The following is a 16,428-nucleotide window of genomic DNA, read 5'->3' on the forward strand; positions in this document are numbered from 1 at the left end:
GGCCGAGGGCGGGTGGGCGGCGGGCGGACCAGGATCGGCGGGGCCGCGTTCCACCACGCCAACGAGTGCGGCCGCTGTCTGATCGCGACGGCACTGATGCATTGAGTCGTCCCGCGTCCTCGATGGCGCAGATCTTCCCGTTACAAGGTCCAGATGAGCGGACGGTGTCCGCGTGCCCGGCGACCAACCGAGCGATCGACGCGACAGGTGTCCCGGATGCCGACGCCATGATGATCATCGCCCGTCGGACCCGCACCGAATCCTGCCTGCCCCGTCGCACGAGTTGTTGCAGCCTGCCGCCCTCGTCCTGCGTCAACCGCCGCGCCCGTACCGGCTCGGCCAATCCACCCACCTCACTCTCAACGGCCTACATCACCGCCGTCGAGAGTGAGCCCTCACCACCTCATCCGGACGCACGCCCCCCGGCGTGTCACCGACCCGGCAGACGTTCATGGACAACGCACTAAACAGCCCCCGAGTCCGTGAGACGTCGATCTCGGCCGATCCGCAGCCCGGCGCGTTTCGTGTGGCGGCGGCGTCGGCATGTTGAGGGCCTGGGGGCCAGCGTCGGCATGGTGGCGCCGGGCATGAACTGGACCCGTCCACGGTCCCGCTCCAGACCGAGCCGCCGCATCGGCGTGAAAGGCACTCGGCTGCGATGCTGGACAAGATCGCGCGCAAGCTCTGGCGGCGCGGGGACTGTCACATGGTCGCGGCAACCATGATGACCGAGATGCCGATGATCAGGTCGACGACCGCGCACCATTCGGAGAGCGGCCGAGGGACCACCAGGTTCCGCCGGTGGTGCCACAGATCCCAGCCGGCGTGGAAGATCCAACCGACGCCCACCAGGTACTGACCCCACTGCGGCCCGGCGAGCACCGCGGCGCCTAGCAGGATGAGATAGGCCAGCAGCGCACCGAGTTGTGCCAGCAGGACCGGCCGTGGCCGCAGCGTGCGCCGCGTTGCGCCGATCGCGAGGTAGCCGACCGGCAGGATCATCATCGCGTAGACCGGCAGCGGCCGCGGGTCCACCAGGTTGTCCACGGTGGCAAGCAGTCCCAGCACACTCGGCCACCGTGCCAGCAGCCGGGCCACGGCGCCGCGCCGTTCGGCGTCGATGTGCTGGCCGCCCCCGTACTCGGCGGTGCGGCGCAGCATCGCCAGGACCATGGCGGGCAGCATCAGCAGGTGACCGCCGATCAGTACGACCTCGCCGGCGATCAGGCCGGTCCACCACGGGACCAGGAAGACCAGGAACGGCGCGTACATGGCCGCGATCATCTCGCCGATGGCGGCGTTGCTGTGGCTGCGATGCCACATCCACACCGCCATCGCGACGGACATGTTGGTCGCCGTCACCAAGGAGGCGACATCCGCCCGGACGGCCAGCGTCTCGGGCAGCGGCCACAGCGGACCCAGCACCAGCACGCCGACGGCCATGGCCAAGAGCATCTCGACGAAGTGGCGGACGAAGTGGCGGACGAGCGGGCGGGACCCGGGTGTGACGGCTGTTGTTGTCATGCGGTCACTGTCGGGCGGAACGAGCGCAGCCGACCCGTGAACATGTCCCGGTCCTGGCGTGACGGGCAACCACCTAGAGTCGGCCCATGCAGCGCCGTCTGAAACGGGTACGCGTCGTCACCCTGATCGTGCTCGCCGCGAACGCGTCGGCGGCGTTGTTCCTGCCGGGCGTCGGATTGTGGCGGGAGCCCAACCCGGTGCGGGCGGCGCTGGGCGCACTCGGCATCGTGCTCTTCTCCGCAGCGCAGGCCGCGGTGCTGCACGCGCTGGTCACACCCTGGCTCACGGACAGAGCCCGGCGACTCGCGAGCCTGGCGTTCACGGTGGCCGCGGTCGCCTCGCTGCCGCTGTTGGGCCCGGTGGGTGGCGACTGGCCGAGTTGGTCGTGGCTGGCCGCCTGCATCGTGGGCATCGTGCCGGTGCTCACCGGCAGGGTCAGGGCGGCCGTGCTCAGCGCCGTGACGGTCGCGCTCGCGCTGGTGGTCACGCCCGGATCGGTGGTCGATTCGCTGATCATCGCGGCCGGCTTCGGCGCGGGCATCGCGGCCATCAACACGCTGCACGTCTGGCTGTGGGATCTGCTGCTGCAGGCCGAGCAGGGCCGCGCGGCGCAGGCGCAGCTGGCGGCTGTGGAGGAGCGGTTGCGGTTCGCCAGGGACGTGCACGACCTGCTCGGCCACAACCTGTCGATCATCGCGTTGAAGGCGGAGCTGGCGGAGCGGCTGGCCGGGACGGACGGTGAGCGGGCCGGGCGGGAGGCGGCGGAGGTACGCCGGCTGGCTGCGTCGGCGCTGGCCGAGCTCCGCGAGGTGGTGCACGGGTACCGGCAGGTGGACCTGAAGGAGCAGCTGTCCGCGATCGAGAAGGTGCTGCAGTCGTCCGGTGTGCGGTGCACGGTCGACGTGCCGGGCGACGACCTTCCGGCGGCCGCGGTGTTGTCCGCCGTGCTGCGCGAGGCCACCACCAACGTCCTGCGGCACAGCCGGGCCAGCTGGTGCACGATCGCGATCGAGCACGGCGCCGGCGAGGTGCGCATGACGGTGACCAACGACGGCGTGCGTGCCGGCGCCGTACCCGACGCCCACAGCCACGGTCTGCGGGGCCTCGCGGACCGCCTCGCCGAGGCCGGCGGTGCGCTGCACACTCGGACGGGCGACGGTGAGTTCACGGTCGTAGCCGTCGTACGCTCGTCACCGTGATCAGAATCCTGCTCGCCGACGACGAGGAGCTCATCCGGGTCGCCGTCGCCGCCCTGCTCGATTTGGAGCCGGACCTGGAAGTGGTGGCGCAGGCGGCGGACGGTCATGCGGCGGTGGAGGCAGCCCGCGCCCACCGGCCCGACGTGGCGGTGGTCGACCTGCAGATGCCGTCACTGGACGGCATCGCGGTGGCCGCGGAACTGCAGCAGGCCGTGCCGTCGTGCACTGTGGTGATCCTGACCGGCCGGGGCCGCCCCGCCCATCTGGCGCGGGCGCTCGCCGCCGGCGCCAAGGGCTTCCTGCCCAAGGGCTCCCCGGGGGGCGCGCTGGCCGACGTGATCCGGCGGGTCCACGCCGGCGGCCGGTACGTGGACCCCGGGCTGGCGGCGGACGCCCTGACCCTGCCCGAGTGCCCGCTGACCCAGCGCGAGCTGGACGTGCTCCGATATGGCGACCCGGACGTCCCGGTGACGGTCGTGGCCCGGCGTCTGAACCTGTCGCCGGGCACGATCCGCAACCATCTCACCGCGATCGTCACGAAACTGGGCGTCGCCAGCCGTGCCGAGGCGGCCGCGAAAGCCCGCGACAACGGCTGGCTTTGACCTTGTACCGTTCGAAACTCGGTTTCGACTACGCGGCCCGCTCATAGTCGTTGATCTAACCCGTGGACCACCTTCCTGCGCCGTACTCGGACGGCACCCAGGTCAGTCACCGGTGCTGGGACCGCGTGTCGGTCAGGTGGACGTTGCCCGCGGCCCTGATGCGGACGATGTTGGTTGTCGTGCGCCAGGTATTCGTGTAGCACGGTGAACAGGTGTCGCGTGTGGTAGATCGGGATCCGATCCAGGCATTCCCGCCGTACAGTGCGTACCCAACGCTCCGCGAACGCGTTCGCCCGAGGCGCCTGCGGCGGCGTCCGGAGCACCTCGACACCCTCGGCGTGGAACACGCTGTCGAACACGGCGGTGCCCATGACATCCTGTGGGGCTCGTAGATCAGAGTCGGCTTCGCTGCCTGCGAGTATTCGTTGATCAGTCCGTCCAGGATCGGGCGTCGTTCGACGCGGGCGGCGTTGAGGTCGACGACCTGCGGTGGTTGGCTTGGTGGTCGTTGTCCGAGTGATCGGTGTGGCCGGTGGCCGTTGTCATGCTCCGTGTACTCGGTCAGGACGCTCGCCAGGCGCCGCTCGCCGACGATGAGCATGCGATCGGTGCACTCGCGCCGTACCGTGCCGACCCAGCGCTCCGCGAAGGCGTTCGCTCTCGGGGGCCTGTGGCGGCGTGGCGAGAACGTCGATACCGGCGGCGGTGAAGACCGTGTCGAAGGCCGTGAACGTCGTGTCGCGATCGTAGGAACAGCACGTAGATTCGCTTCAGCAGCACGGTGTCGACCGTGAAGAAGTCGCACGCCAGGATCGTGTGCGCCTGGGCGGTGAGAAACTGTCGCCAGGTCGGTCCGGTTCGGCGGGGCGCCGGGTCGACGCCGGCGTGGTGCAGGATCTTCCAGACGGTGCTGGCCGCTACCTGGTGGCCGAGACGAGCCAACTCGCCCTGCACCCGTCGATGGCCCAGGCCGGGTTCTCTGCTGCCAGGCGCAGGACCAGTTCCCGGATCTCACGGTCGACGGGTGGCCGGCCGGGTGGCGCGTGTGGGTAGGTCCAATGTCGCGCGATCAACTGTCGATGCCAGCGCAGCAGGGTCGCGGGGGTGACGAAGAACGCCGCCCAGCGTTGCCGGGGCAGCAGCTGCGACAGCGCCGCCAACACCACCCGGTCCGCGGGCTGCAGGTCGGGTCGGTGCACCTGTCGGCGCAGCACCGCCACCTGATGCCGTAAGACCAGCAGTTCGACGTCCTTGGCGCCGCCGTCTCGGGCGACCTGGGTCAGCATCTGAAGGATCTGACGCAGGAGCAGGTACACCAGCGAGGCTGCCATACCTTGGATCGTCGCCGCCCTGGTTGGGCCGACCTCGCACAAAGCCGCACGTCACAGCCACCGAACCGAATTTACGAGCCCAACACGAGACTTCGAGTTGAAGAAATCTGATCGGCGATCTCGACTGAACTCCGGGGTTGTCTGCTTCGGATACCGAAGGAGTGTCCCAGAGTTTAGGGAAACTCCGGGCGCGTGAGCCGGCGTACGGCGTGTTTGAGGTGTGCCGGCTTACCCCGGTGGGACTCTGCCGGTTGATCATGCAGACATCCTGTACCTGGGTACAGGGTTACCGTCGAAGCATGACCGAGACGAGGTCCGTGCTTGACGGGTGCCCGCAGGGCGTCGGAACCTCGGGCGTTGGGTGAACCCCGCGGCCCGCAGCGACGTGGGATGGCCGGTATCAAGGCGTGGTCAATGTGGTGCGCACGACCGCGGACGGCCGTGCGCACCTGGCGTCATTGCTGGGCGGTTGGGGTGTCGGAGACGGTAATGGTCCAACTGATTCCGTGCGGGGCGAGGAAGGCGAGGAAGTTGGTCGGGTCGTATGCCTGTGCCGGAGCGAGCACGCCTGGTTTGGCGCCGTCCGCGACCAGCCGGCGGGCGGCTTCGACGGCGATCACCGTGGTGATGCCGTAGGTGTCGTGGCCCCGCACGACCCCGCGGGCTGATTGGCCGTCGCGGCCGACGGCGTCGATGAGGTAGGTGAACCGTTGGGCACGGCGGTCCTCCTCGGTGGGCCCTTCGGGCAGGCTGTCGATGATCTGCGGAGTGAGCGGGGCGTTCAACTGGGCGCTGAGCGCGGCGTCGACGAGGCTCTCCACGTGCCGGACCGGCACGTGGCGTGGGATGGTGACCACCTCTGACAAGGGGAGTTTCACCACTTCGGTCGGTTGCGGCGCGTCGGGAAGGGTGACCGAGGCGTGCCGGGCGGGGGTGCCGGTACTCCAGTCACCGTCGTCGTAGCTGAGGCCGCCCGCCTTGATCGCGTCTATCGTGCCGACTGCCGAGCGGAGTGAGCCGCGGGAATACCCCCCGCCGACGATGAAGTGGCTGACGGTGATCTCCTCGATCGGCTGGACGCGCTCGGCGAGCAGGTGGGCGACCAGGTCGCCGGGGACGCACCCATCGTTCGTGGCAGGGATGACGGTGACCCCGGCGCGCTCCGCCTCGTCAGCGAAGGTGTCGAAGACTGTCTTGGTGTAAAGCTGCTCGCCGGAGGTGTCGACGTAGTGGCAGCCTGCGGCGATGGCCGCTCGGATCACGGCGTGGCCGGAACTCGTGAATGGTCCGGCGCAGTTGATGAGCGCGTCGCACTCGCGGAAGGCTGCCACGAGGGCGTCGTGGTCGTCGGTGTCGGCTACCCGCTGCTCGGCGTCGACTATTCCCACGATCGTCGCGGCCTCGCGCAGGCGGATGGCATTGCGTCCGACGAGCAGCATGTCGATGTTGCGGCGGGCCAGTTCCGCGAGGACGAGTTTTCCCTGGTAGCCGCTTGCGCCGTAGACGGCGATCTTCACGTGGATCTCCTGGTTCGAGTGATGAGTGATGTCGCGCGAGGTGGCTGATCACCTTGCCTCTGATTCACCGTATGGCTACGTGGAGAGACGTCCAATGCGTGAACATCTCTGGATCATGCGTGGTCGTCTTCGCCGGGAGCGTGGTGATACGTTGACTGTGTGGATGTGCTCTCCGATGCGGTCACCGCCATGCGCACCGGCCAACCGCACTCCGGCCGGGTATGCCGGCCGGCGTCGTTCGGCACGCGGAACCCACCGGTCGCAGGAGCCGGCTTCCACATCGTCTTGCAGGGATCGTGCTGGCTGTTCCCACCAGACGGCGCACCGATCGCCCTCGGCGTGGGGGATGTGGCATTTCTGCCCCACGGGGCCGCCCACGGCCTCGCCGACAGCCTGTCGACCCCACTGGTGGACACCGCCGCGTCATTGGTCGAGATTCCACCCGGCCAAGACGACGACGGGGTACCCGCCGACCAGCACCCGGACGGTTCGGCCAAGCCGACGGTCATGCTCTGCGGCGCGTACCTGCTGGACCGGTCTCGGGCACATCCGCTGCTCGACGACCTGCCGGAGGTCATCCATCTCCCGGCCCGTGTCGGCCACCACCCGGAGCTCCGGGCCGCCGTTGACCTGCTCGGCGGTGAACTGGAGCAGCCACGGCCGGGCGGCGACGCCATGCTGCCCGCCCTGCTGGACGTCCTGCTGCTGCACATCCTGCGCGCCTGGTTCGACGAACAACCCGCCCACGCCGCTACCGGCTGGGCAGCGGCGCTGCGCGATCCCGCCGTCGCCGCTGGGCTTCGGGCCATCCACAGCGCTCCTGGCCGGCCATGGACCGTCGGGGAACTGGCTTCCCAGGCCGGGCTGTCCCGAGCGGCCTTCGCCCGACGGTTCGCCGCGCTGGTCGGCCAGCCGCCGCAGACGTACCTGACCTGGTGGCGGATGACACTCGCGACCCGACTGCTACGCGACGGTGACGCTACGTTAGCCACGGTGGCCAGGAAGGTGGGCTACACCTCGGAGTTCGCCTTCGCCCACGCATTCAAACGGGAATATGGGCTAGCTCCCGGCGGATTCCGCCGATCCGTCCCCCGGCCCACGAATTAGCGGGATATCGGCCCGATATAGGGTCCCCGTGGGTGCGGTAGTCCCCGACCCGGACCGGTTCTCCGAAACTAGGCGCGTGCACCATAGCTGTGCCCCCGAGGGAGATCCCGACGTGGTGCACGCGGCTTGGAGTGCCGAAGAACAGCAGATCACCCGATTGGAGTCGGGCACCGGGCGCTGACCGGCAGGTACGACACCGGAAGCAGGAACAGGTAAGGCAGCCATACACCACCGTGCGTCACCAGCCGCGATGAACGCCACCGCACGCGGAGCGGCAGATCCGGACGCCGAAGTGGGAAGACCAGTCGCTGTGCTCGACCGTCACTCAGCTCGCCACCGCAGCGGACTGAGAGGGTACGCCCACGGGACTCCGAGGTCGTCGTCGAAGTCGTCGTACAGGCCAATGGCCGTGTTCGGTATCAGCACGATCCGGTCGACGGCGACGTCGCCTCGGGCGATCGACAATCCGGCCGCGTCTCTCACCGCCGCGTACAACCGGTAGGTCGGACCAAGACCTGGGACTCCTGCCTCGACTTCGAGGCATTGCCGCCCTGCCTCATCGACAAGTAACGACGTCGGAAGGTTCTCAATCCTCTTCGTGCCACCATCGAGCAGTGGTGCACTGCGGTAGGGCGGCTGATCTGGTCCTGGACTGACTGTGACGGTGATGCCACAGTCCCCGTGGCTGAGCCTGACCGTCTTCGCATCGGCCGCAACCCAGGTACCCGTCCACGATGTCGACCACCCCGCAATGCTCCGCATCCTTCTATCCTGCGACAGCCCATCGGGTTCCATCACGCCGGGTCAACGCGCGGACTGCGGCCGATGAGGGCGAAGCTCGGCGCGGGCGAATGTCAGCAAACGTCGTGCAGACTGGAGTGATGACGAGCGTCGGTTCAGTGCGCACATTTGATGCGGACGAAGGTTGGGGTGTCATCGACGCGCCGGACGTTCCTGGCGGATGCTGGGTGCACTTCTCTGCCATCGCCGGGGATGGATACCGGCAGCTGGTGCAAGGACAGCGCGTCTCGTTCCGCGCCGAGGCAGCGAACCAGGACGGGTTCGGCTTACGAGCCGTGAAGGTCTGGACAGAGGACATCGAGCCGCCCGACCATCCCCGCGTTCAGGGCAACTCCGCCGCTTACCGCAGCTCATTGACCCTGACATTCGACGATCCGACCCGAACCGACATGACCTGGCCGCAGGAGTAGCCGTGGCCGGTCGTTCGGGTAGACATCCGCATCTCGGCATCCGCCCGATCAGCGGCAGATCCCGATGGGTGCGATGTGCTAACAAAGCGTGTCTATGGGCGTTGGAGGTCGGCCGTGCAACGCGTCACGCCTGCCAGGCGGCGGGGTCGTTGTAGTGGTTCTCGACCCCCTTGCGCAGGACCCGCCGTGGCGGTGCGTCGACGGCAGACAACGCGGGGGTGTCGCCTCCGGCGGTGACGGCTGGTGTCGCTGGCCGGGGATCCTCCGGATTGGCTCGTCAGTCGGCTCGACCGGTGGGACTCGCTGGTTCGGGTCGGTAGGTTGCCGAGCCCGGCCAGCCGCGTGCAGGGCAGGTCAGCGGTGCTGCGCAAGTGTCCGCAGAACATGGATTCGACCGTAGGACGCCTGCCGTCCGACAGGCCCGTAGCGACAGGTCCCGACTATGTCGGCAACGCTGGCGCTCTCTCCGACAAGATATCGACACGGGAGCCGGCGGTGGGCGGCACGGGTCGTCGCGGTCGAGCAGGGCTTGACGGCACATGCCCTCTGTACCGGATCGCGGCTTCGAGCTTGAGTCGCATCCGCGCGGTCTGAGACGGCATCGCGATCCGCATGACGACCGGTGTCGCGGCGACGCGGGGGGCAAGCGTCGCGTAGCGGCGGACCCAATGCGGCGGGCGTCATTTCACCGCTGCCCGGGTCGGGTGGCACGCAGGAACTCGTCGCGCGGTGCCGCCCCGGATCGGGCCGTACCGCGCAGCGCGTTGGTGATCGTCTCGGTACCCGGGGGCTTGGGTGCCACGCAAGGGAATGCACAGGTGCTCGGCGCGGACGAGGACACCGACACCGGCTGGGGCGAGGTGTTCGACGCCGGGGGCCGGACGCAGCGAGGGTGGCGATGGGTGTCGGCGATGGCGGCCGGGCACATGCAGTCGGACAGAGCTGTGCGCGCCCCAGCCGCGCTTCAGTCGGACGCCTTACGCGCAAACCGGGGTGGCTGCACAGTGCCGACAGACCGCCGCCCCCTCACCAGGGAGCAGACCGAGCCGATCATTACCCCGCGCGCCAAGCAGCGCTGTCTCCCGAGCACGTAAAGGCCCGGCCCGAGGAGAAATAACGATCATGTGCTCCCAATTTGCTCCCACCGTAAGGATCAACTACGAAGGGCTCGTTACCGAACTTCCGATAACGAGCCACTTGACCTGCCTATATAACTGGTGGGCGATACTGGGTTTGAACCAGTGACCTCTTCCGTGTCAAGGAACGGACCACAATCCTCTGACCAGCAACGACGCGAGAGACGCAGGTCGGGCGGGGGACGATACGTGCAGGTCAAGGCCATTGAGCGCCGTTCAGCGCCGTTGGGAGCGCGGCCCCGCTCCCAATTTGCTCCCCCACACCGTCCAACGATCCGAGGGAAATCCGGCGCGAGGCGCACTGACATAGCCGAGATGAGCGCGCACCGGACCCATGCCTGGCCCCGCGGGGCTTGCCTGTCCCAACGGGATTGAGTCGAGGACCACCTTCTGGTCTTGCCGTACATCGCATTTCGGGCTTCGCGGTCGTTCAGTGTGGCGGCCGAGCGGGTGGCGCCGTCTCGTCATGCTGATGTATCTGGTCGGGCATTTCGTTACGTGCACCGTGGGGCTACCGTGGGTGAAAGCTGCGCTGGTCGATGGGAGGCGTGTGATGGTTGCAGATTGGCTCGTCCCGATGGTGTCCGCCGGAAGCGCGGCGTTGGTAGGAGCGGTGGCGACGGACGCGTGGCAGTCGGTGCGGTCTGGGGTTTTGCAGCTATTCCGGCAGGGCGGACAGCGCAAGGCAGAACTAGCGGAGCGATGGGTCGACGAAACAGCGAGCGCGATCACCGCTGCACCAATACCGGATCAGCTGGGGTGCGCCAATTGTGGGCCGAAACTTGGCGGCGGCGATTGATGGAATTGGCTAAGGACTTTCCCGAGCTGGCCGAGGCGATACGGCAATGGGCGATAGAAACTCAAACGATGCTTCCGCCGACCCAGCAAGGATGGGTGAACACGTTCGTGGCCCGAGACCAGGCGACGCAGTATAACGCCCCTGGTGGAAGGATAAATATTACCTCATTGCCAGATACCCGTAGCGGGTCATGAGTCGATCCGGCAGCACCCCACCGACGGGCGACCACTTTGAGGCGCGCGGACGTGGCGTGCAATATAACGCCCCCGGCGGCACGATCAATATCCATGGAAGCCCCGGGCACAGCGGGCTGCCGTTTCGAGGCAGACCCTCTCGCCGGGGCGGCGGGACAAGAGCTTGGATTTTCGGTGCATCCGTCGCGATCTTTCTGCCTTTACTGGTTATTCTTACCCGGGATAGCTCCCTTGAAGAATGTCCGCCCATCGCGGTGATCATCCACGTCAAGCCTGTGACGCGTGACATCTTTCTAGGGGTCGCCGAAGTGCGATGCCCCGCACCAAGTGGTCATCAGTATCAGCTATTCACCCAAATATTTTGGCCCTGGCAGCCGCAGCCTGTCTACTATGCCGGAAACCCGGAGAATCAAAATATCCCAAGTAGGCGCGGTCGACACCGCATAACTCTGGGGGTCGATAACGAGGTCCGGAGATGTTACATGGTCGTTGCGCTTAGGACTAAGGTCCCGGCTGGGAAGGGGTCCGAGAACCTGCCAGGAGGCTCCATGCTGGTCTCGGACGAGGCTGCCGCCTGTGTCGACGTTGTTCGTTGACAGCCAAGTACGCAGATCTGCCGCAGCTCGTGGCTTGATCACGTATCCGCTCATGCCGCATGCGGGGCGTAGTGGCGGTTGTATTGCCGTCACTACCGGTAGCCCTCGACCCTGGCGAGTTCAGGACGAGGACGTCCAGACGTGCCGAGAAGAGTCGGCCCGATACGCGATGGCCGTGCGTTCCTGGTCCAGGATCTCTATCTCCGGCTTTACGTTGCAAGAATTGGCTACGCGAGGTGGGCGACGGCCTCAGTCGAGGCTGGGTTGCCGAACGAACGTTTTCGGCGCCCGGGATTTGGTGCTTTCAGCACGCGACACTACCTGCAGATTTTCCTGGCGGCACCTCGAATGAGGCCAGAATAGTGACTTTCTTTGGTAGCTGAATGATGCCACTCTCTTTCCATTCTGGCGTGCTATCCCGCAATTCTCGAACGGTCGCCGCCGGTGCTTTAGCGAACTCAAATATTCTACCCAGGGTCACTCCGGATCCCTGTCCACCCAGGTCGTCCTCGTGAAACCAGGTTCCGTCTGCGCTGGACCGGAGATCTGCGTCCAGAAGGAACCGTCCGGGGGCGCCGCGCTGGCCGTTGGCGTCACAAGTAGAAGGATCGATCCTGACGAGGAGGATCATCTCATCGCGGCCATGTTGCGGGCCGAGGACCTGACCGGAGAGATTGAACGGGCCTGTGATGGGAAGGTTTCCGCCGTTGATCTTCGTCGGGCAGAATATGAGGTCCCCGACGGCAGTAGGCGTTGCCTCCACGGCGCCTGGCGAGCCTGCGGTGGTGCACCATAGTGGGTCTGCTGGCTCCCGTGAGGGCAATGACGCGGCTGAGTTGGAACCGCTTCCGGACCCGGCAGAGGGAGCGGCGGTCTTGTTGTTTTCTCCAGCGGTCGGCGCGATCGCCACCGCCAATTGGGCGATTGCGGCGACCCCGAAGAGGAGTGCCGCGAGGACCGCCATTATATTCCACAACTGGGTGCTTGCCTTGAGTCTGAAGTAAACTATCACCAAGATCAAGCAGACGACGGCTGACGCGATCGCAGTGATCACAAGTGCGGTGTCACTCACTCCTGGAAGTGTGCGATACGGAAGCACGTTTTTGATCATCGACCATCAGATGACCTTGTAACGCCAGTCGCGGCGTCACTCCACATCGGTACGATGCTGGGCGGGTGCTGTTGCATGACGGAGCGCGGGGACGTGGTGCGCCTGGATTCTGGCTCCGGGTCAGATCGCTCGGGCGAGTTCGGTGAACGCTGTGGCGACTCGTCGCTTGGGTGGGGCCTCCTGTCCGACTTCGTAGTGGCCGCGTCGCAGGTTCTGTATGAAGGCGTGTCCGGCGATGATCACTTGTGCTGTGCGGTCAGTGCGTAACCCGCGCATCGGGCGTAACCGGTGCTTGAGTTGGCTGTGGTCGGCCTCAACCGGGTTGTTGGCATACCGCTCGACGTGATGCCAGGGGGACGGAACGAGGCCGTCGAGTACGGCGGGGTAGACCGGCGAGGCGTCGGTGACCACCTCGGCGGGTGTCACTTTCAGTGTCCGCAGTGCCCGGTGGAAGAACCGCCGGGCCGCGGCGGCATCCCGGCGGGCGGAGACGAGGACGTCGATGACCTGCCCCTGCTGGTCTATGGCGCGGTAGACGTACCGCCATACGCCGTTGACCTTATACATAGGTTTCGTCAACAAACCATCGGTCACCAGGTGAGCGACGGATGAACCTCGCGGCGTCGGCCAGCAGCGGGGTGAACCGCTGTACCCACCGGAGGATCGTGACGTGGTCGACCTCGATCCCGCGTTCAACCCAGCAGTTCCTCCACATCTCGGTAGGACAGGTTGAACCGCAGGTACCAGCGGACCGCGACCACGATCACCTCAGCCGGGAACCGGAACCCGGCGAACGCGGACTTGGGCGGCGTCCACGGATGACGATGGCCTGATTGCGTCACCCGTCAACTCTGCCCCAGGCACCGACTGACGACGCAACAGAGCCGGACGACGCATTCTGGGCCTTCGCCACCGTCGAAGTCCTGCGACTGACTGGCATCCGCTGCGAGGAACTGCTGGAACTGTCCCACCACAGCATCACCGAGTACCGCCTGCCCTCTACCGGTGGACTGGTGCCGCTGCTGCAGATCGCCCCTTCCAAGACCGACACCGAACGGCTGCTGCTGGTCAGCCCCGAACTTGCCGATGTCCTCAGCGCCATCGTCAGCCGCATCCGCCGGCCCGACGGCGCCATACCCCTGGTCGCGGCCTACGACGTGCGGGAGAAGCTGTGGAACCCGCCGCTGCCGTTGCTGTTCCAACGCAGCATCGGCAGCGAGAACCGGGCCTACACGCCGACCGCGATCCGCAAGCTGCTCATCCGCGTACTGGCCGCGACCGGGCTGACCACTGCGGACGGGAATCCGCTGCTGTTCTCACCCCATGATTTTCGCCGTGTTTTCGTCACGGACGCCATCATGAACGGCTTGCCGCCGCACATCGCGCAGATCATCTGCGGGCACAAGACCATAGACACTACGATGGGCTACAAGGCTGTCTACCCCGCCGAAGCGATCGAGGCCCACCGGGCGTTCATCGCCCGCCGCCGGGCAACCCGACCCAGCCAGGAGTATCGAACCCCGACCGACGAGGAATGGGATGCCTTTCTCGCGCACTTCGAGAAAAGCATCGTGTCGATCGGCACCTGCGCCCGCGCCTACGCCACGCCTTGCATTCACGAACATGCATGCGTGAGATGTTCATTACTCCGGCCAAGCCCCGCCCAGCGGGCGCGGCTGGAGGAGATCCGCGACAACCTGCAGGCCCGCATCGCCGAAGCCATCCGCGAAGGATGGCTCGGCGAGGTCGAAGGACTGCAAGTCAGCCTCGGCGGCGCCAACGACAAGCTCCAACAGATCGACTCCAGCCTGCAACGGCAGGCCAACGTCACGCAGCTCGGCCTGCCCACGTTCACCCGCATCGCCGGCCGCACCTCACCGGACCTTGCCGAGTGACGGGCCGCACGCTGGAACGCTGCCGAGGGCATCGCCATTGAGCGTCCTGCGAGGGTCCTGGAATCATGGAGACGGTGGAAGGCGATCAGTCCCTTACGGCGTTCATGGCGGCGGTGAGCGTCGGCGACACCCTGACGGGAACCGTTGCGGAAATCACGCGGCAAGGAGCAGCGGTGCTGCTCGAGGGCTTCACCGGCGATCCGGTCGGCCTCATCGGCTGCCTGGACTATTCCTGGCGATCCTTCCAACGATCGCCTGGCGGGATCCTTCAGGCTGGCGACCGGGTCGCCGCCGAAGTCATCGCTGTCGATCATCTGAAGCGGCGGATCATGCTTTCACGGTCAGCGACCGAGAATCCACAGCTATGGGCCTTCCTCAAGGCGCTCCACCAGGGACAGCGCTTGTCTGGCACCGTGACGGCCATCGAAACCTTCGGCGTCTTCGTGGATTTGGACGACGGGCCGAAACACCCCACGTTCCCCGGCGTCGGCTTCATCACCATGCCCGAGTTGTCCTGGCGCAGATTCGAGGACCCGTCCGAGATCGTCTCCACAGGACAGCCTGTCACCTGCGAATTCCTCGCCTTCGACACCACCAATGGTGAGGCCCGCCTGTCGCTTCGCGCCACCCAGACTGATCCGTTCCTGGACTTCGCTCGCACCTTTCAGGTGGGACAGATCCTGCATGGCTCGGTCACCAAACTGGTTCCCTTCGGAGCCTTCGTCCGCGTCAAGGACGGCATCGAAGGCCTGATCCAGCTCAGCGAACTATCCACAACACCCATCGAGACACCAGACCAAGCAGTCCAGATCGGCGACGAGGTCCTCGTCACCATCACTGAAATCGACCCGTCCCGACGCCGTCTCACTCTGTCCCGCCGCCACTGATCCGCTCTCTGACGTGTCGCTAGTCGACCGATCAAGATCAGTTCAGAGAAGCTTGCCTGACCTGCCCGATGTTCATCACCACCCCCGAGTTCCTGCCGCAGCACCGTGAACAACGCCAGCAGCTGCTGCAAATCGTCTCGGCTGCCGAGGCCCGAGGGCAGACACGGGTGGTGGAGATGAACCGGCAGGTCCTGGGCAACCTAGATCAGATCATCACCACCCTGGAAGCCGACCCTGAGCAGCCAGAGGCGACCGCTGATGCGAGCTAACAACAGCCAGCACATCGTCGAGGCCGCCCGACGCCGCAGCCAGTACACCCGCTCCAAGGCGATCCCGGCACTGCGCGAGCTCGACACCGCCGGAGAACCGGTCACCTTCGAGGCCGTCGCGAAGCGAGCGGGCGTCTCGCGTTCCTGGCTCTACGGTCAGCCGGACCTGCGGACCGAGGTGGGATGCTTGCGGACGGCACACCGCCGAGCACCAGCCTCCCAACTCCCCGTCTGGCCAACGCACATCCGACGCCTCACTGCTGCGGCGCCTCGAAGCAGCCAACACGCGCGTTCGGCAACTGACCGAAGAGAACCGTCGCCTGCGGAACCAACTCGCCCACGCACTCGGAGAACAACGAGCCGGCCACGGATGACCAAGAACGACTTCTGCGGGCCAATAAGACCACCTCGGCCGAGCTCCGCGGGACCAGCCGAGGTGGCCCGGCTATGCCTTCCGGGACTCATTCGGGTGCACGGAGTCAAATGGTCGATCTTGGAAGTTGCGAAAGGAGCAGGTGGTGGAGGTAGTAGCGCATCACTCATGGCTTGGTGAGGTGCGTCGTTACGGCGAGAATCAGTTGCTTGCCACGATCAACATCGATCCGGCGGTTCGTCCAGCCAGGTTGAACGGCGAGACCGATGCCGAGGTACTGATCGAGGTTGCGCCGGCGCTGGGTGGCTCAGCACTCGACGCCGTACTGGAACAAGCGGCGGACGGCATCCGGGCTGCCCTGGCTGATCTGGACTCGATCAGATCCTTCGCTCTTGCGCATGCACCCAACGACTTGCATTACGACTACCCGGAGGCCTCGGCGGCACCGTTGGAAGAACGCCTGTTCGTCGAAGGCTTCACGGTGACCGCATCCGCCAAGATCGAGGTCAGCTTCGACTTCGGCGACTCGGACATGCTCGTGATTCAGCTCGACGCGCATGGTCATGGTTGGGGCGTGTATGTCGATCGCTGACCTATCCGAGGACTTCGCAGAGCGAAGCCCAGCTTCCGTGACGCCCAATCAGCAAGCGGACTGTTCTCCCCAAGGCGTCCAACGG

Annotated in this window: 16 protein-coding genes and 3 pseudogenes; 9 read left to right on the top strand and 10 right to left on the bottom strand. The window is 66.3% G+C overall.

Features of this window, described 5'->3' with window-relative positions; all coding sequences use genetic code 11:
* Together I0C86_RS45535 and I0C86_RS43685 are read right to left on the bottom strand one after the other, a co-directional pair.
* Positions 1 to 343: pseudogene (locus I0C86_RS45535) on the bottom strand (hypothetical protein); the annotation flags it as partial.
* A 359-nt stretch (positions 344 to 702) separates the two neighbouring features.
* Positions 703 to 1,524, bottom strand: a complete 822-nt coding sequence (locus I0C86_RS43685; protein WP_230394714.1) for a hypothetical protein — start codon at positions 1,522 to 1,524, stop codon at positions 703 to 705.
* Between the two features lie 86 nt (positions 1,525 to 1,610).
* Between I0C86_RS43685 and I0C86_RS24605 the strand changes: the two genes are divergently transcribed.
* Positions 1,611 to 2,723, top strand: coding sequence for a sensor histidine kinase (locus I0C86_RS24605; RefSeq protein ID WP_196203653.1), 1,113 nt, complete (start codon positions 1,611 to 1,613; stop codon positions 2,721 to 2,723).
* Positions 2,720 to 3,325: a response regulator gene (locus I0C86_RS24610; RefSeq protein WP_196203654.1), complete on the top strand. Its 606-nt coding sequence runs from the start codon at positions 2,720 to 2,722 to the stop codon at positions 3,323 to 3,325. Before I0C86_RS24605 ends, I0C86_RS24610 begins: the two co-directional genes overlap by 4 nt.
* Before the next feature lie 41 nt (positions 3,326 to 3,366).
* On the opposite strand, the gene I0C86_RS45540 is transcribed toward I0C86_RS24610, so the two are convergent.
* The 4 genes and pseudogenes from I0C86_RS45540 to I0C86_RS24625 all read right to left on the bottom strand — a co-directional run bounded on the left by I0C86_RS45540 (position 3,367) and on the right by I0C86_RS24625 (position 6,173).
* Complete coding sequence (locus tag I0C86_RS45540) at positions 3,367 to 3,696, bottom strand: integrase core domain-containing protein (protein ID WP_196203669.1); 330 nt, start codon at positions 3,694 to 3,696, stop codon at positions 3,367 to 3,369.
* Positions 3,697 to 3,884: 188 nt separating this feature from the next.
* Positions 3,885 to 4,340 (bottom strand): annotated as a pseudogene (locus I0C86_RS45545) (hypothetical protein); the annotation flags it as partial.
* Positions 4,243 to 4,656: a hypothetical protein gene (locus I0C86_RS43695; protein WP_230394715.1), complete on the bottom strand. Its 414-nt coding sequence runs from the start codon at positions 4,654 to 4,656 to the stop codon at positions 4,243 to 4,245. The pseudogene I0C86_RS45545 and the gene I0C86_RS43695, both read right to left, overlap by 98 nt.
* Before the next feature lie 455 nt (positions 4,657 to 5,111).
* Positions 5,112 to 6,173 carry a saccharopine dehydrogenase family protein gene (locus I0C86_RS24625; protein WP_196203655.1) on the bottom strand — a complete coding sequence of 354 codons (1,062 nt, stop codon included), beginning with the start codon at positions 6,171 to 6,173 and terminating at the stop codon, positions 5,112 to 5,114.
* 159 nt (positions 6,174 to 6,332) lie between these two features.
* On the opposite strand from I0C86_RS24625, the gene I0C86_RS45140 reads away from it, so the two are divergent.
* A complete protein-coding gene (locus tag I0C86_RS45140) occupies positions 6,333 to 7,280 on the top strand; it encodes an AraC family transcriptional regulator (protein ID WP_196203656.1) in 948 nt (315 codons plus the stop codon).
* On the opposite strand, the gene I0C86_RS45550 is transcribed toward I0C86_RS45140, so the two are convergent.
* Together I0C86_RS45550 and I0C86_RS24640 are read right to left on the bottom strand one after the other, a co-directional pair.
* Positions 7,216 to 7,512, bottom strand: coding sequence for an NlpC/P60 family protein (locus I0C86_RS45550; protein WP_196203657.1), 297 nt, complete (start codon positions 7,510 to 7,512; stop codon positions 7,216 to 7,218). The two genes, I0C86_RS45140 and I0C86_RS45550, sit on opposite strands and share 65 nt — an antisense overlap.
* A gap of 89 nt (positions 7,513 to 7,601) precedes the next feature.
* Positions 7,602 to 8,042 (bottom strand): hypothetical protein, encoded by a 441-nt coding sequence (locus tag I0C86_RS24640; RefSeq protein WP_196203658.1) that lies wholly within the window; start codon positions 8,040 to 8,042, stop codon positions 7,602 to 7,604.
* A gap of 119 nt (positions 8,043 to 8,161) precedes the next feature.
* On the opposite strand from I0C86_RS24640, the gene I0C86_RS44555 reads away from it, so the two are divergent.
* Complete coding sequence (locus I0C86_RS44555; protein WP_196203659.1) at positions 8,162 to 8,491, top strand: cold-shock protein; 330 nt, start codon at positions 8,162 to 8,164, stop codon at positions 8,489 to 8,491.
* Between the two features lie 3,029 nt (positions 8,492 to 11,520).
* Here the strand turns inward: I0C86_RS44555 and I0C86_RS24655 are convergent.
* Positions 11,521 to 12,327 (bottom strand): hypothetical protein, encoded by an 807-nt coding sequence (locus tag I0C86_RS24655; protein WP_196203660.1) that lies wholly within the window; start codon positions 12,325 to 12,327, stop codon positions 11,521 to 11,523.
* A gap of 120 nt (positions 12,328 to 12,447) precedes the next feature.
* A pseudogene (locus I0C86_RS24660) lies at positions 12,448 to 13,169 on the bottom strand (IS6 family transposase).
* Between I0C86_RS24660 and I0C86_RS24665 the strand changes: the two are divergent.
* From I0C86_RS24665 to I0C86_RS24680, 5 genes are all read left to right on the top strand, one after another.
* Positions 13,161 to 14,222: a tyrosine-type recombinase/integrase gene (locus tag I0C86_RS24665; protein WP_230394716.1), complete on the top strand. Its 1,062-nt coding sequence runs from the start codon at positions 13,161 to 13,163 to the stop codon at positions 14,220 to 14,222. The pseudogene I0C86_RS24660 and the gene I0C86_RS24665 overlap by 9 nt on opposite strands.
* Before the next feature lie 65 nt (positions 14,223 to 14,287).
* A complete protein-coding gene (locus I0C86_RS24670; RefSeq protein WP_196203661.1) occupies positions 14,288 to 15,109 on the top strand; it encodes a S1 RNA-binding domain-containing protein in 822 nt (273 codons plus the stop codon).
* A gap of 68 nt (positions 15,110 to 15,177) precedes the next feature.
* Positions 15,178 to 15,378 carry a hypothetical protein gene (locus I0C86_RS24675; RefSeq protein ID WP_230394717.1) on the top strand — a complete coding sequence of 67 codons (201 nt, stop codon included), beginning with the start codon at positions 15,178 to 15,180 and terminating at the stop codon, positions 15,376 to 15,378.
* On the top strand, positions 15,368 to 15,931 hold the full coding sequence (locus I0C86_RS44560; protein WP_255527812.1) for a DUF6262 family protein: 564 nt from the start codon (positions 15,368 to 15,370) through the stop codon (positions 15,929 to 15,931). Before I0C86_RS24675 ends, I0C86_RS44560 begins: the two co-directional genes overlap by 11 nt.
* The gene (locus I0C86_RS24680; RefSeq protein WP_196203662.1) at positions 15,897 to 16,343 is read left to right on the top strand and encodes a hypothetical protein; all 447 of its coding nucleotides are present in this window, start codon (positions 15,897 to 15,899) and stop codon (positions 16,341 to 16,343) included. The genes I0C86_RS44560 and I0C86_RS24680 overlap by 35 nt, the downstream gene beginning before the upstream one ends.
* Positions 16,344 to 16,428: the final 85 nt, after the last annotated feature.

The sequence above is a fragment of the Plantactinospora alkalitolerans genome, from assembly GCF_015690345.1.
GTDB classification, from domain to species: Bacteria; Actinomycetota; Actinomycetes; order Mycobacteriales; family Micromonosporaceae; genus Plantactinospora; species Plantactinospora alkalitolerans.